This is a genomic window from Hungatella sp. L36 (assembly GCF_014288035.1).
On the sequence record NZ_JACOPC010000013.1, the window covers coordinates 88,455 to 102,215 of the forward strand.

17 protein-coding genes and 1 pseudogene are annotated in these 13,761 nt (G+C 43.2%); all 18 read right to left on the reverse strand.

Features of this window, described 5'->3' with window-relative positions; genetic code table 11:
* Positions 1 to 18 precede the first annotated feature (18 nt).
* Positions 19 to 819, reverse strand: coding sequence for a hypothetical protein (locus tag H8S80_RS24795; RefSeq protein WP_147338552.1), 801 nt, complete (start codon positions 817 to 819; stop codon positions 19 to 21).
* Between the two features lie 254 nt (positions 820 to 1,073).
* Complete coding sequence (locus H8S80_RS24800) at positions 1,074 to 1,277, reverse strand: HxsD-like protein (protein ID WP_147419153.1); 204 nt, start codon at positions 1,275 to 1,277, stop codon at positions 1,074 to 1,076.
* 7 nt (positions 1,278 to 1,284) lie between these two features.
* Positions 1,285 to 1,665, reverse strand: a complete 381-nt coding sequence (hxsD, locus tag H8S80_RS24805; RefSeq protein WP_002603068.1) for a His-Xaa-Ser system protein HxsD — start codon at positions 1,663 to 1,665, stop codon at positions 1,285 to 1,287.
* Positions 1,666 to 1,921: 256 nt separating this feature from the next.
* On the reverse strand, positions 1,922 to 2,230 hold the full coding sequence (locus H8S80_RS24810; protein WP_117632430.1) for a DUF1905 domain-containing protein: 309 nt from the start codon (positions 2,228 to 2,230) through the stop codon (positions 1,922 to 1,924).
* Between the two features lie 151 nt (positions 2,231 to 2,381).
* On the reverse strand, positions 2,382 to 3,122 hold the full coding sequence (locus H8S80_RS24815; protein WP_117632431.1) for a hypothetical protein: 741 nt from the start codon (positions 3,120 to 3,122) through the stop codon (positions 2,382 to 2,384).
* A 539-nt stretch (positions 3,123 to 3,661) separates the two neighbouring features.
* A pseudogene (locus H8S80_RS35160) lies at positions 3,662 to 3,849 on the reverse strand (DUF3795 domain-containing protein); the annotation flags it as partial.
* Positions 3,850 to 3,902: 53 nt separating this feature from the next.
* On the reverse strand, positions 3,903 to 4,349 hold the full coding sequence (locus H8S80_RS24820) for a hypothetical protein (protein WP_025529423.1): 447 nt from the start codon (positions 4,347 to 4,349) through the stop codon (positions 3,903 to 3,905).
* A gap of 40 nt (positions 4,350 to 4,389) precedes the next feature.
* Positions 4,390 to 4,872, reverse strand: a complete 483-nt coding sequence (locus H8S80_RS24825; protein WP_117632432.1) for a hypothetical protein — start codon at positions 4,870 to 4,872, stop codon at positions 4,390 to 4,392.
* Between the two features lie 50 nt (positions 4,873 to 4,922).
* Complete coding sequence (gene dmpI, locus H8S80_RS24830; protein ID WP_002603063.1) at positions 4,923 to 5,132, reverse strand: 4-oxalocrotonate tautomerase DmpI; 210 nt, start codon at positions 5,130 to 5,132, stop codon at positions 4,923 to 4,925.
* A gap of 140 nt (positions 5,133 to 5,272) precedes the next feature.
* Positions 5,273 to 6,007, reverse strand: a complete 735-nt coding sequence (locus H8S80_RS24835; RefSeq protein ID WP_117632433.1) for a DUF5131 family protein — start codon at positions 6,005 to 6,007, stop codon at positions 5,273 to 5,275.
* Positions 6,008 to 6,071: 64 nt separating this feature from the next.
* The gene (locus H8S80_RS24840; protein ID WP_117632434.1) at positions 6,072 to 6,497 is read right to left on the reverse strand and encodes a GNAT family N-acetyltransferase; all 426 of its coding nucleotides are present in this window, start codon (positions 6,495 to 6,497) and stop codon (positions 6,072 to 6,074) included.
* Positions 6,498 to 6,797: 300 nt separating this feature from the next.
* The gene (locus H8S80_RS24845; RefSeq protein WP_025529419.1) at positions 6,798 to 7,220 is read right to left on the reverse strand and encodes a hypothetical protein; all 423 of its coding nucleotides are present in this window, start codon (positions 7,218 to 7,220) and stop codon (positions 6,798 to 6,800) included.
* A gap of 7 nt (positions 7,221 to 7,227) precedes the next feature.
* Positions 7,228 to 7,488 carry a hypothetical protein gene (locus H8S80_RS24850; RefSeq protein ID WP_117632436.1) on the reverse strand — a complete coding sequence of 87 codons (261 nt, stop codon included), beginning with the start codon at positions 7,486 to 7,488 and terminating at the stop codon, positions 7,228 to 7,230.
* A gap of 546 nt (positions 7,489 to 8,034) precedes the next feature.
* Positions 8,035 to 9,153 (reverse strand): sensor histidine kinase, encoded by a 1,119-nt coding sequence (locus H8S80_RS24855; RefSeq protein ID WP_117632437.1) that lies wholly within the window; start codon positions 9,151 to 9,153, stop codon positions 8,035 to 8,037.
* Positions 9,150 to 9,836, reverse strand: a complete 687-nt coding sequence (locus H8S80_RS24860) for a response regulator transcription factor (RefSeq protein WP_117632438.1) — start codon at positions 9,834 to 9,836, stop codon at positions 9,150 to 9,152. The genes H8S80_RS24855 and H8S80_RS24860 overlap by 4 nt, the downstream gene beginning before the upstream one ends.
* Positions 9,837 to 9,872: 36 nt before the next feature.
* Complete coding sequence (locus H8S80_RS24865) at positions 9,873 to 12,302, reverse strand: M13-type metalloendopeptidase (protein WP_117632439.1); 2,430 nt, start codon at positions 12,300 to 12,302, stop codon at positions 9,873 to 9,875.
* Positions 12,303 to 12,465: 163 nt separating this feature from the next.
* The gene (locus H8S80_RS24870) at positions 12,466 to 12,654 is read right to left on the reverse strand and encodes a hypothetical protein (protein ID WP_025529416.1); all 189 of its coding nucleotides are present in this window, start codon (positions 12,652 to 12,654) and stop codon (positions 12,466 to 12,468) included.
* Positions 12,655 to 12,672: 18 nt separating this feature from the next.
* Positions 12,673 to 13,755, reverse strand: a complete 1,083-nt coding sequence (locus H8S80_RS24875) for a family 43 glycosylhydrolase (protein WP_025529415.1) — start codon at positions 13,753 to 13,755, stop codon at positions 12,673 to 12,675.
* Positions 13,756 to 13,761 lie beyond the last annotated feature (6 nt).

The window sequence follows — 13,761 nt, forward strand, 5'->3', positions numbered from 1 at the left end:
ATCCAAGACTGTAATCTTTTATATAATATGCCATAGTGCCATAACCTCCATTATTAAAAAAATCATGGTACCAATCGTAATAAAAATTGCGAATGGTATTTTTCGCACAATAATTATTGTAGACTTTCCCTGTTTGGAATCCTTCCAGCGCAGGATTGAGTCCACCTCCTCACAAGTCAGCCTTGCACGCAAATCCTCTGTCATACATGTGGGCAGCCCCCGTACTTTTGACTTCTTAAATGCCAAAACCGTGACAGCAGCCGGAATCATTCGTTCTTTTACGCTTACTGTAGGTATTTCCTGATAATTATAACGCTCTGCGATGATTCTCAAAAACATGACACCAAGTACGATCAGCCATGGTTTCAAGTCAAACTGTATCCCGTCAAAACGGATCCAATGCAAAAGATATAAAACTAAAAGTACTGCCCAGCCAACAGCCGTTGCTGCATAAAAGATCCGGTCAGATATTTTCTGCCTTACCTGAAGCAGGGTCAGAATGATAAAGAAATCAATAGCGGTTAAAAAGAAGCTGTTATCTGCCAGATAATCCCCTGCCATCACCATCAGAACCAGATTGCAGAGTCTCAAGGCGGCTACCATAAACAGGTAGGATAAAACGACTCTCTTTACGCCTACTCTTCCTGCATTGATATGCAGAAGTGATTTATCCCGGATTCCGCGTATCAGGGAATCAACAATGATAGTAAGGAAAGCAACCGAAAATATAATAACCAGAATTGCAAATCCCGGCACAGGTCCCAGCTTCCAAAATGAAAACAGTCTGGCAGGAATACCAAGTCCAATTACAAATAGCATCTTACTGTCTCCAGCTGCCCACAAATGATACGCATAAAAAAAGAATGCAATTGCCGACATACCAGCCAGATTTGTAACAAACAAAGGTATGTATTCATGCGCCCAGATTCCATAATAAAGCCCATTGAGCACTAGTGCCACAGCTATGGAACGGCCAATCAAAGCATTAGGGATTATGGCTCGCCGACAGTCTGACCAACTGGCCGCTGCCGCTGTATACACGACAAGAGTCACCATAAGTCCTTCCATCCAAATCATGCCTGTTCTCCCTGCTGCATGAGTTCAATCAGATAGTTTCCAAATTCCAGTGCAATCAGATCAGCCGGAATATCGTGTGAACGAAAGGTGCAAACTGCTCTGCCGCTGGACTGTGACAGATTTACCTTACAAAATTTTGAATATTCTTCTGCTGCAACCTTAATTATCTTTAATGAATACAATTCCAGATTTAAACTCATGCTCTCCTCATGCCTCATGGTCAAACCAGTCCTCCAATATCGACTCCAGTTCCTCATTGGAACAGGCGTCCTCCTCTGCAATCATTTCCGTGGGATCCCCATCCATAATCATGGTTGAAGCCATCGCCCTTGCCATCAGTATTTCCCTGACCGTATGTGTCTGGCAGTAAACCTGATGTCGTACAGTCTGGGCGAGCAGTTCATTTTCAAATTCCGCCGGAAGTGTATCTGCCAGATCGCCATCTTCCTTTGCGGTTAATGAGATTTCATAATGAGTATCATCCTGTTCTAAATGAATATAGCATTCATTGATAAACGCATACGCCGCTTTTAACAGTGCCTCTTTGGGATAAACGGAGCGATTTAAAATTATGTTATATTTTTTCATACCTTTCCCTCAAAAAATCATTATTTGTTACTAAATAGTATAGCTCAAAATCAGGTTTTTTTCAAATTATTCTGACACTTTCAATTATATAAATTTATAGAGTAAAAAATAGTAAGGCTTCATTCTTAGATCAACTTGCAGTATAAATAAGAAAAACTTTGGCTCTGTTTTTTGAGAACCAAAGTTTTTCTTATTTATTCACACTCATTTCATAGTCCGGATCCATACTGCATACGATTCTATTGAGCAGGAGACATTATATGAATACCTCCTGTTTACGTTCTCTTACCCTCGTTTCAAAAGATATCTCAATCTCCATACCCAGAGTGATCTTCTCTTTTGAACGCACTTTCGCGGGCAGTGCGATAATATGCGTTTCATCCCCCTTCGGCATGAACGATGTCGGCCAACTCGTATTACCAACTATGGCAGTAACCGCAATAAAACCAAACCGGTGACCACCAAGCAATTCGAGTGGTTTGCTGATTTTCGTTGGAACCGAAACATAGTACCAGCCTCCCTGCGATTCAAAACGTTCGACTAGTGCGGTAAATGTCTGTTTCATTCTTACCTCCGTTTAAATTATGAACAGGCTATCTTTGTGGATGGATTCGTGATCGTTTGAGTATTTATTTGTTTTTGCTTTTATTTGATTTTGCTTTTATTTGTTATGCTTTTATTCGTTCATGCTTTTATGCTTTTATTTGTTCATACTTTTATTCGTTTATGCTTCTATTCTTTTTCATCTTTTCATTTTCATAGAACTTTAAAAACTCCGCCCGATCTTTCGCAAATACTTTTTCCAGTTCATATGACAGTATAAAGGGATCGTAATCGCTGAAAACATTTGGTATGTATTGATATATCTTATCGGCAATCCCCTCAACGTGCTCGATATCAACTCCTACCATATTGAAAATTTTCTTTTCTGTAAAAATTAACAGTTGTACACGGAAAGAACCTCCCTTTTGACCAACCTGGGCAACGATCCAATAGATTTTCTCACGAGGAATTACCGTTATCTTATTTTTATTTCCGCAAAGCAGCAGATAAGAAGGCATCAGTACGATTTTCTCACCATATGGCTTCTTCCCCTCCGCGAATTCATAAATGTATTCTTCTACCTGAATCTTTCCCTCTGAGGCCTCCTGATCAATAAGCTCCGCCACTGCCCCCTTTGTATTTTCACCATAAGGAAGAATTAGATTTTTCCCATTCGTGACTGCTCGTCTTGATTTAAAAAATCCTACGATTACAGCAAGCAGCATGATCCCAGAGACAATAACCAGATAAAAAAGCACTTCTCTGCTGGAAGGATCATTCAAATCAAAGGAATCCTTTAAAAGAAAATAAAGGACAGCAATTATACAGACGTATGCAAAGAACGATCTGAAAAGTGTTTTCCTTACAGCCTCATTTACCCGTTTTGACTCTTGTTCTAAAAAACCCTGGTTCATACTGTTTATCTCCTGTTCTTTGCGTTTTTATGGTGAAATTCAGTTTCAACTTTCATTAATGAATCTGTTTTAAATAATTCAAAATAACATAGTAGGTCTGAAAAACCGATTGTATATATCTAATGTATTATCTTCTTCATATATAAATTCTACAATCATAGCCTTTGTATTCCTTTGCTCCGATTTTCTTTCTAATATAAATTTGGTGTTAGAATCTTCAAAATATAAAGCTAAAAAAATATTTAACGGATTCATTTCTGCTTCTTCAATTCTTCGATATGCATGGTATGATTTTGTTAATCCACTCAATTATCTTATTAAATTAAATTTCCATACTTACGTAAATACTTGTCTTGAGGCTTGCATCATTTGTCCCCGATTATGAAAATTAAAAAGTTCCTCTGAACCATCTAGAACACAGTCTGCATAATCGCAAAAATCAATTAATTGTGTATTATTTATTCGGTAATATCATGAGAAGAATACCTGTTGATATAGGAAAAAACAAAGTGTTATTCTGATTATTAATATAATTATCAGTAGGATAACGATTTTTCTTTAATACAATCCTTTATTTTGCATTTGCGACAATACTCTGGCTTTCCTTTATCGCTATTTAAGCAACCAGCACAAGGTTTTTATGGTAACAGTGCTTATAGCAAACCATGCAATTCATTCCACATAGGGCGAACATAGTTATATCAACTTTCTCTTTTGACATTTTCATAGCTGCTCGCCCCTTTCTACAAATTCTAATTTAAAAGCCCGGCAAACCAGGAGTTATATATGTGCGTGTACCATATGAATTGGTCTGCCAATCAAATCCTCGATATTGGATAAAGTTTCATTGTCAAAATCCGTAGATGGATTAAGTATATCAAATTCAATACAAGCAAAACCACACAGTAAATCATAATGCAAATCGTTAAGGGTACTCTTTTTACCACAACATGGCATGTTTATAGATAGCTCCTTGAAGTTGTCCTTGCTGGCAGCATCCATAGCTTTCCCCCACCAGTTAAAGTCAAGCTGCTCTCCACAATGAGGGCAGCTAATTGTTTTCAGATTGCTTCCGCTATCAACAAATGTAGGAGTTGCATGTATTAAAGCCTGTATATTGTCGGCGTTTACCTTCGACCTTAAGAACTTTAAAATGCGGTTAGCCTGTTCCTTTGTCACAGAATACGTGAAGTCTGTCGGTATGATTTTCACAATATAATCAGACATGATATATCTTTTTCCTCCTACCAATTCCAAAGTTATTTTTTTATTCATCTGTTTTACAACCGAATAACACAAACGCAAAGGGAACTAAAAATCTCAACCACCTAATAGCAGAAACGAAAATTTCAAAGCGTTCTTTTAAGCAGAAAGAAAGCTCCGAGAAAAAACCGGTCCATTCCAACGGCCGTCCCAAGTACATAAATACAACCGCAGCAGGCCCCGTTGTTGCTCCGATGAGTAATTGAATCAGAAGCAGTATCATTCCATAAGCAGAAACAACTGCCGCAGAAATAAATATTTCCTTTTTTGACTGTTTCCGAAGCAGCAGCATTCCACCCAACACCAAAACCGCTACTAAGATCCCTGCACTTATGAGCAGTGATACCCGGCTGTCAATCACGCCGGGTTCGATTACGCCAAACCGAATTACACTTCTTACATAAATTGGGGTATAGAAAAAGCCAGCAATTACTGAAATCAGAGGAACTCTCCAAATACTATTCTTGTATTTTTTAATTTTTTCCATAAAAACCTCCCCTCCGCAAATACTGTTTTTTCAGTTCGATAAATTGGGCTTTATTTATGTTTTTTCATGTACTCGGACTTTACTTTGTCTATTGTTTTTCCACCAATACCAAAATTTTTATCTGGTAACTCTTTAATGGTGATTGAGAAAAATTCTTGTGGTACATTCATTATTTCAGATGACACTTCTGTTAAACGATGAATTAAATTTTCTTTCTGTTCATCTGATAAAACTCCGCTTTCGATTGTTATATATGGCATTTAAATCCTCCTCAACTTGAAATTTGTCTACGTCCGTACTGTCGTAACTATCATATTCTTAGTTCGTTTGAAAAGCAATGTCTATTAACAAAAGCTAAGAACAAAATCTTCCAGAGTCATATCTGTTCTTATACCTCTTTTTATATCCTATGTACATATCTATAATTAATCCCAGCCTTCTCGGCCTGGCTCATCTGATCCTTGCGCTCAATGCAATACACACGTTTCCCCTTTTGGAAATTCGCTCCGGTCTGCTTAAACCAGAATGGGACATCATATTCCATGCACTGCTGCATTGTATTTAAAACCCATGCAAAATCACAGATTCTGGCCTCCGGTCCCGACTCTCCGCCACAGGTTACCTGCTCAATCTGACCGCCAGCCAGGTACTCGCGGATATCCACTGCCTCCAGCATAGGCTCATGGATAATAGTCCGATGCCGGATGGGCAATTCCAGGAAAAGCGACAGCCTGGCGTCTGCCATCTTCTGGTTTTCACAAGTACAGCAGATGGTAACATGGTTATATCCGTCTCCCCAATCCTCAGGAAGTCCTACACGGAAGCGATGGATTCGTTTTGTAATAATCACAAACTGCAGATCGCTGCGCTCCCGGATCATGTCCCATACCGCGGGTCTCCACTCATCGGCCTCCTCCAGAAAGAAATCCGAGGTCATGCAGGTATAGACACATTCTCCTCCAGGCTGGAGCTTATACTCACCGCTTCGGCTGCGCTTGACGGGCAGGTAAAAGCTGGTCGTTTTAGATATAATGCTGCTGTCTTTTCCAAATTCCGCGTCTCTGCGATACACATAGCAATTCAGACAGCCCGGACTAATTTTCTTACAGCCATGCCAAGGGTTCCACGTTGGCATCGTACCACCCCCACGGTTTTACAACACAGGTAACGATTTCTACTATAGTTTTCCGAACATGCCTCTACTCTGATTCTCCGTAGACCATCAGGAATTCTCTCTCCCCTGTCTCTTTTTCTGTCATGCTCTGTTGAACCGTAAAACCTTCTGCCCGATAAAATGCCACTGCTCCAGTGTTTCTTTCATATACATGCAGAGACAGACGCTTCTTCCGCTTTGCAGTCTCAATCAGCTGATGACCGATTCCCCTGCCCCGGTACTCCTCTTTTATAAATAATCCGGAAATGTAATCAGCGTCCATTCCAATGAAGCCCCGAATCTCCCCCGCCTCCTCATACACATATACTTCCGCATTGGGCAAAACCGATTTGACTGATTCATAGTTCTGCTTCCAGTGTTCTTCCCCTATAAATGCATGAGCCTGCAGATTTCCCTCCAGCCAAATCTCTATTATTTTATCTAAATCTCGATATTCAAACAACCGTATCACACAAACTTCTCCTTCCTGCTTCTGAATTCTATTATACAGGACCATGAAAAAGAGTGCAATAGTATTTTAGAACATTTGTTCTGCTCCATTCTATTCGGAAAAGTATGGACTTATAAATGGCGAGTCCGATTTTTCGGTCACTTCTCCTTTTGGCTGGCCCGGATGAATACCATCTGAAAATTCCCGTTTAAATTCATCCTCAGTTTTTATGAACAGATTGTCATTATTGTCTGTATCCGAAAATCTGATATAAATTTCACCTTGCTTGGTCAGTGTCGGGCGGTAAAACAAATCCTCTCCTCAGCCACCGTCTGCCATGGTTCTCCACTCTTCTCTTAATGCCTCCAGTTCCCGCTGATTTAATTCCCCGTATGTTTTTACAGTAAGGACGCCCCATATCTCTCCCCCACATTCCTCAACACTTGGGGGCATGGTAAAAAAACGCTTGCCCAGCAGTTCAATTGAGAGGTACATTGCCAGTCCCTTCTCCGAACAGTCACTCAAGCTTTTATTTATCTTCTCCTGTATCATATCTTTATAAAAAATTGCCATTTCGCCGCCCAATATAACCGGTAAAGTGGAATCCCTGTCATTCCAATAAGCAGTCAAGGCTAACGAATTGTAGAACCGGAATTCTTGCAGATCTGCGTTGATTTGTGGAATCGGGCGGACTTTATTGACCAAAACACCATAGTAAGAATTGACAGGGCCATTTTCCCTCATTTTCTGCCTACCAAAACTCCTTCAAATCATAGAATATCTCCATTTTCGGTTCGATTGCCACATGATGGAATCTCAAAATATACTTTGCAAACTCCTCTGGGCTCAGATCATCTATCGGCAAAAATTCATAATCTCCATGGTTTCGCATCACTCTGCACACAGCATCTATATCTCTGGGAACCTCAGCCTCCAGTGAAGCCAGCAGCTTTTTCCTTGACATTTCCAACCTATCGCTCACTTCTCGTATTGCTTTTACTGCCTGATTCAATTCCCCTACGGTATGCTTGGCGGCAGATAATCTGGTAAATATGGAATCTGACTTTAAATTGGTAATCTGTCGGTCAGCCCTTTATTTTTATTCCATATCTTCTTTTATCTGTCTCTCTTCTGAGGAAGAGCCAAAAAATCGGGGTCAAAATCGGCCGTTTTTATCCCGATTTTTCCGCAAAAGCCACTATATGTTGTGGTTTTATCCTCTATTTTTGTTCAAACCATATTTCCGCATCATTATTACCGTCTCCACGTGTGTTGTGTGTACAAAAATAATGTCGCAAGAGTAGAAATCTCCCTTGGCGAAACCGTAACAGTCCATATCAACATAGGTAGTGAATCCCTTTATTTCTACCCTTTCAAACTATTCTTTTAGATTATATCATAGATTTTTAGATTTGGGGATGGCGTGACATCTCCTTACACAGAAATGTTATTGTTGATAGTAAATAATGCCAACAATAAAGCCCTTGACACAAAATGTTTCGTCAAGAGCTTTATTCTTTGCAATATTAAACAAACTACGGTTAGAAGTCTATTCCATCTACAAAATAACAGTAAATGTCGTTCCAACGCCTTTCCTGCTTTCTACCTCAATCTCTCCATCATACCGTTCCATAATGAGCCTGACCACCGCCAGCCCAAGCCCGGAGCCGGGAATACCCTGGGAACGCGATGGATCTACCCGGAAAAATGGTTCAAAAATGTGTGAAAGGTCTTTTTCATCCATTCCAATACCGTTGTCTTCTACCACAACACAGGCACGGCCCTTCTCCTGTTTCACCGTAATATCTACGTTTCCGTTGTCATGATTGTATTTTACCGCATTTTCAATGAGATTAAAAAATACACGGTACAGAAGGCTTGGGCTGCCTTGTGCCTGCAAATCGTTATCGCCAGCGATTGAAAGGGTTACGCCATATTCTTCTGCCCTGACAGAAAGCTCCTGCACGGCTGCTTCGATCAGCGGATACAGCTTCACAGCCGATTCTTTTTCCACCTGCTCCATATTCGCAAGAGCCAAAAGCCCCTCCACTGTCTTGATGATACGTTCCAGGCTTTCTTCCGTGTCATTGATAAATTCCCAATAGTCATTTTCCGAGGGGGACGGATCCATTTTTAATACCTGAAGGGAAGATTTCATAACCGCCAGTGGGGTTTTCAGTTCATGCGCCGCATTGGAGGCAAAGGACTTCTGTATCAGAAATGCCTCTTCCAGGCGTTCCAGCATCCGGTTAAAGGACTTAGTCAACTCCAGCACCTCACCCTGGGCATCGTTTGGACTCACGCGTTTATCCAAATGGCGTTCATTTATCTCATGAGCCATGTGAGTGAGCTCTTTTAATGGTTTCAACACCTGCCCTGTGGCCCGGTAAGTAAAGGCCAGCGCCAGGAATGCGATAAGAACCATAACAACAACGGATTGGGCCGAGAACCTTCGGCTGATATCCTGATACCGGCTTTCAGAATTAAGCGCCTGCGGAAGTTCCCCCTCAGGAAGCGCCGGATCATACTCAATCATCCCTTCCTCAAGCAGTTCCACGTAATGTCCGTAATAACTCCGGGCAGAAACAAGCGAATTCACAGTCAGCAGCAAACAGGATATTACCATGATCAGACCGACAAAAACAGTAATCCTGATTTGAAGTGTGTACTTTTTCATGATTCGTCCTCCGCCGGGCAGCGGAGAATATATCCCTGCCCCCGTTTCGTTACAATATATTCTCCAGCTCCGGCCGCCTCCAGTTTTTTTCTCAGGGAGTGGATATGGAAACGGAATGAATTGGAAAATAAGTCTGTCTCGCTGTCCCATGCATGCTCAATCAGTTCCTCCGCGCTTACGGTCTCCCCCAGCCGGGAGAACAGATATTCCAGCAATGCGTATTCCTTCCGCGTCAGAACCACCGTCTGCCCGGCGTACTGCGCCTGCCGCTCTCCCGTATCCAGACGCAGCCGCCCGCAGAGAAGGAACCTGCTGTCTGTTTTGAAATTCCTCCGGAGCAAATTGCGGATCCGCGCTTCCAGTTCCATGAAATCAAAGGGTTTGGTCAAATAGTCATTGCTGCCGCTGTCCAAACCGTTTATTTTATCCTCCAGTGAATTTCTGGCAGACAAAATCAGGATTCTGAAGTCCTGATCTTTCTCACGGATCCGTTTGAGAACCTCGATTCCGTCCAGCTTCGGAAGGTTTAAGTCCAGAATCATGAGGTCATACTCATTCAGAGCGTACAGCTCCAACGCTTCCTCTCCGTCAAACGCACAGTCTATTGCGTACCCCAGAAGCCTCAGCCCCTTTGAAACGGATTTCGACAGCATCGCCTCATCTTCCACTAATAATAACTTCATCTCCAGTTCCTCCCAACACGGTTGATTATAAAACAATTACCATATTTTAATCCGTTCCTCCGGAGCAACGTACATGCCGTCACCCGGTTTTACATGATAGGTGTCCATGAACTCCTGGAAATTAGCAAGCACCCGGTTGCATCTCAAACGGTTCGGCGCATGAAAATCACTCGATGCCATCTCCGCCAGATCGTCATAGCTGCCAAGGCGCGCCCATTGTCCGGCATAGCTGCGGAAAAATGCGTCATAATCCGGATTTTCCATCTTTGACAGCACTTCCAGGCTGCAGGCAACACCGCCGATGTCTGCGATATTTTCGCTCAGAGTTTCCGCTCCGCTCACAGATATGCCGGGAAGCGCCTCATATCCATCATAGTACGCTTCCGCCTTTCTGCACAGCTCTTTAAAATACGTATTATCATGTTCAGACCACCAGTTCCTGATGTTGCCTGCCGCGTCATACTGTGCGCCGCCGTCATCAAACATATGGGTGATTTCATGGGCGATTGTGGTGCCGATCGCGCCCAGATTCTCCTCGAATGAGGCATTAGGATCGTAAAACGGCGCCTGCAGGATACCGGCAGGAAAAATGATGGTGTTGGTATTTCGGCTGGCTGCCGCATTGACCGTATAAGCCGCCAGTGGAAACCGCCGTGAATCCACAGGTTTTTTAAGTCTCTCAACCATTTGCTTCCATTGCCAGGCCGACACTGCGGCGGCATTGTCAAAGTAGCTTCCGCCGTCCAGCCTGCTCTTAATCGTCACATCGGTTTTCTGCCACTCATCCGGATATCCAATGAGGATCGTAATATTGTCCAGCTTTTTGAGAGCCTCCTGTTTCGTGTTTACTTCCATCCAGTCCAGACGTCTTATACGGTCTTTAAACACATCGATCATCATACCAGCCATCTCTTCTATCCCTGCCTTGGATTCAGAGGAGAAATACCGTTCTACATAGAGTTCCCCCAATTCTTCGGATAGAAACATCTGAACCGCACTATTCGCAGCATCGCTGTCAGCGGCCTGTCCATAGTAGAATTCAAATGCCAGCTCTTCGCTCAAATAGCCGCTGAATCCTGTCAGGAGCGCCATCTTCTGGTATGCCTTGAATAATTCCAGATTTTCCGGAGTAAACCAGCCGGCAAAGGCTTCAAATTGTTTCTCATCAAACGCCTGCATAACTACATCCGGGCTTAAACCAATGGCGGTAAGCAATTCTGACGGTCTCGCCTGAGGCATCAGCGCATCGAGGCATTCCGGTGTGTATCGTTTCGGTTTTCTCTGTAAATCTCCCAGTTCCTCCGGGTCAATCGTCTGTCCGGCAAGTTCACGTTCCATCTGGATGATGGCGTTTGCAAGCCGTTCCGCTTCCTGCAGGCTGTCTCCAGCGACCGTTAACTGTCTTATTATGGATTCCCGGTACTCCTTTAGAACCTCGCTGTCTTCATTGTTATAATCTTCCAAAGACAGGTTAGCCGGCATGGTCAATAGCTGCATGATATAACGGCTGCTGTCTTCCGTGTCGGCTACCGCGATCATCGGGAACAGGCCGTTCCCGGAATTTCCCAGTTCGTTAACCGCCAGCGCAATGGCGGCATTTAGCTCGGAATAGTCCCGGGCGTTGTCAACCGCCGAAAAATATTTTTCAAGAGGCTTTATCCCCTCCCGGTTTCTAAGCTCTGTATCCAGCACACTTAGATATAAGTCGCGGATTTTCTGCTCGGAGCTGCCGGTGGGATACTCGTTCCCGCTTTCCGTGAGCTCCAGAATCAACTCATGAAGCTGCCGGTTTGTATTAGCGGTCACCGTACTGGCACCTCCTGCAAACATTTCCCCTTCTGGAATTTCAAGACGGTCAAAAAGCTCTTTATTTACTGTATGGTAAAAATCATCGTTCAGACTGGTCCCAAACCGTGCGTGAAAACGCGATGTGAGGTTTTCCAGATCTTTCATGGTAGCTGGTTTTTCTGTATCCACCGAAGTATTCTGCTCTGCGGATATTTCTGTTTGTTCCGCCTGCCCCAGATCGCTAGGCGCCAGTATCCCACCGTTGGCCAGATTCTGCAGCTCTGCCTTAGCCCACTCCGGAACACTTGACAGATTCACCGACGGCGAAGCCATCAGCTTAGCGGCGCCTTCAGGAGCAGGCAGTTCTCCAAATGCGCGGCCTGCCAGTACCAATAGCTGTATCCATGTGACTGCCTCCTCTTCCTGAAATCCTGCCAGAACGTCGGACCGCTCCGAGGCCCTCCCGTATTTTCCGGCAGCTTGCATCAGATAATCTGCCGCCTGCCCTGCCGTAGGGCTGTCGGAGGCTGTTTCCTGTCCTTCACTGGTTATAATGTCTGCCGCTATGGAACTATTTATTCCCTCTGTACCCGGCGCAGCACAGGCAGTCAGAGCAATAGACGCTGTCAATACCGCAGCTGTCAATTTTATGAGTCCGTTATAATTCCTGTTTTTCATGGAAATCCCCTTTCTTAATCAAAATTCTGCCTGTTATATGGCTGGAAGTCTGATTAAGAATACCATACGCTATGTTAGATTTCTGTTAGATTCTGATTTATCGATTTTGGTTTACCAATTTTGGTTTACCGTTTTTGATTAACCGTTTTCATGATACAAAGTTTCAGGGTTCAGAATACCACCCTTCCGCTTGATTGAATTGCTTCATCGGCTGATAACTATCGACATTGAAAGCAGCCGCCAATATTTTCAGCTTGTACTGGATACCATGCAGGAAGATACTTAATTGCTCTTCCTGCATTTTTTTGTACCTGAAAAGTTTGTCATGACTCGACTTGATCCAATACTCCATATGACACAACGCACCTCTTTACTCGTAATCCTCTATCCGCCACTCATCGAGCCAGTCGATATATACCTGCCCTGACGGATGCTCTGCATCCGGCTCTGCAAAGCGCAGCGGCAGCCAAACATAATCAGCTATGGATGTATTCCGGATCGCGCGGTTAAAGTTTATGCCTAAATCCTTTGTGAGACTTGAAAAGTCTGCATCTATCCCATTAAACAGATTAATAAACAGGTCACGATATGCTTCATACTTTATTGCCATCAGATCCGGCATCCAGCGATCCGCACATGCAATGTAAAGGTCCTTTTTCCCCGGAACTTTAAATACAGACGATATCTGGGAATGGTATGATGTCCTGCTTGTATCTTCCGGATGCGTATCTCCCAGCACATAAAATGGACCATGCCACGTGTCGCCAACCGCAGCTTCCGACGGATTTGGGAGGTATCCTGTTGTGCCTGAAGTCAGCAGATAGTGTTTCCCCTTTCTCAGGAAATGTGCCGGAGCTTCCCTTACATATGGCGGTGCCGGGTGTGGAAAATGCGTACTGTAAAATCCCGTTACATCCGTATAATCAACGGTTAAATCTGCACATATTATTTCACTGTGAATCCGCTCAAAATAGTAATATGCTTTTCCATCCTCCGCTACAGCCAGGTCAAAATCTCCGGCATTCATTCCAAGCGGCTTTATTCCTTCTTTCACCTTAATATATGGTCCCAATAAACGGTCTGCAGTTAATACTGTCTCTGTTTGGGAACCACCCCGATTGATAACTTTTATCCAACAAACATACTTCTTCGTATTCTTATTATAAATAATATGCGGCCGCTCCATCTTGGAGGTCGGATGGAGTGACGAATTCTCATCTTCCGTATCAGGTGGGATGATAATACCCTGATCTTCCCAATTATACAAATCTTTTGAAGCATAGCATTTGATCCCCCAATGTAAAACAGCATCCTCTCCCGTAGTCTTTTCTTTATTCTCACCATACCAGTAGTAAGTTCCATTCTCATAAAGCAGAGAACCGCCATGGGCCTGGATTCTCTTCCCTTCCGTATCCAGCCATACCTTCCCTGGACGAATGCTTGTATAAACCATGTTTCC

Coding starts and splice junctions, on each gene's coding strand:
- H8S80_RS24795 (WP_147338552.1), bottom strand. CDS start 819: ATGCTATTTGTAATTGGACTTGGTATTCCTGCCAGACTGTTTTCATTT.
- H8S80_RS24800 (WP_147419153.1), bottom strand. CDS start 1,277: ATGAGTTTAAATCTGGAATTGTATTCATTAAAGATAATTAAGGTTGCA.
- hxsD (WP_002603068.1), bottom strand. CDS start 1,665: ATGAAAAAATATAACATAATTTTAAATCGCTCCGTTTATCCCAAAGAG.
- H8S80_RS24810 (WP_117632430.1), bottom strand. CDS start 2,230: ATGAAACAGACATTTACCGCACTAGTCGAACGTTTTGAATCGCAGGGA.
- H8S80_RS24815 (WP_117632431.1), bottom strand. CDS start 3,122: ATGAACCAGGGTTTTTTAGAACAAGAGTCAAAACGGGTAAATGAGGCT.
- H8S80_RS24820 (WP_025529423.1), bottom strand. CDS start 4,349: ATGTCTGATTATATTGTGAAAATCATACCGACAGACTTCACGTATTCT.
- H8S80_RS24825 (WP_117632432.1), bottom strand. CDS start 4,872: ATGGAAAAAATTAAAAAATACAAGAATAGTATTTGGAGAGTTCCTCTG.
- dmpI (WP_002603063.1), bottom strand. CDS start 5,132: ATGCCATATATAACAATCGAAAGCGGAGTTTTATCAGATGAACAGAAA.
- H8S80_RS24835 (WP_117632433.1), bottom strand. CDS start 6,007: ATGCCAACGTGGAACCCTTGGCATGGCTGTAAGAAAATTAGTCCGGGC.
- H8S80_RS24845 (WP_025529419.1), bottom strand. CDS start 7,220: ATGAGGGAAAATGGCCCTGTCAATTCTTACTATGGTGTTTTGGTCAAT.
- H8S80_RS24855 (WP_117632437.1), bottom strand. CDS start 9,153: ATGAAAAAGTACACACTTCAAATCAGGATTACTGTTTTTGTCGGTCTG.
- H8S80_RS24860 (WP_117632438.1), bottom strand. CDS start 9,836: ATGAAGTTATTATTAGTGGAAGATGAGGCGATGCTGTCGAAATCCGTT.
- H8S80_RS24865 (WP_117632439.1), bottom strand. CDS start 12,302: ATGAAAAACAGGAATTATAACGGACTCATAAAATTGACAGCTGCGGTA.
- H8S80_RS24870 (WP_025529416.1), bottom strand. CDS start 12,654: ATGGAGTATTGGATCAAGTCGAGTCATGACAAACTTTTCAGGTACAAA.
- H8S80_RS24875 (WP_025529415.1), bottom strand. CDS start 13,755: ATGGTTTATACAAGCATTCGTCCAGGGAAGGTATGGCTGGATACGGAA.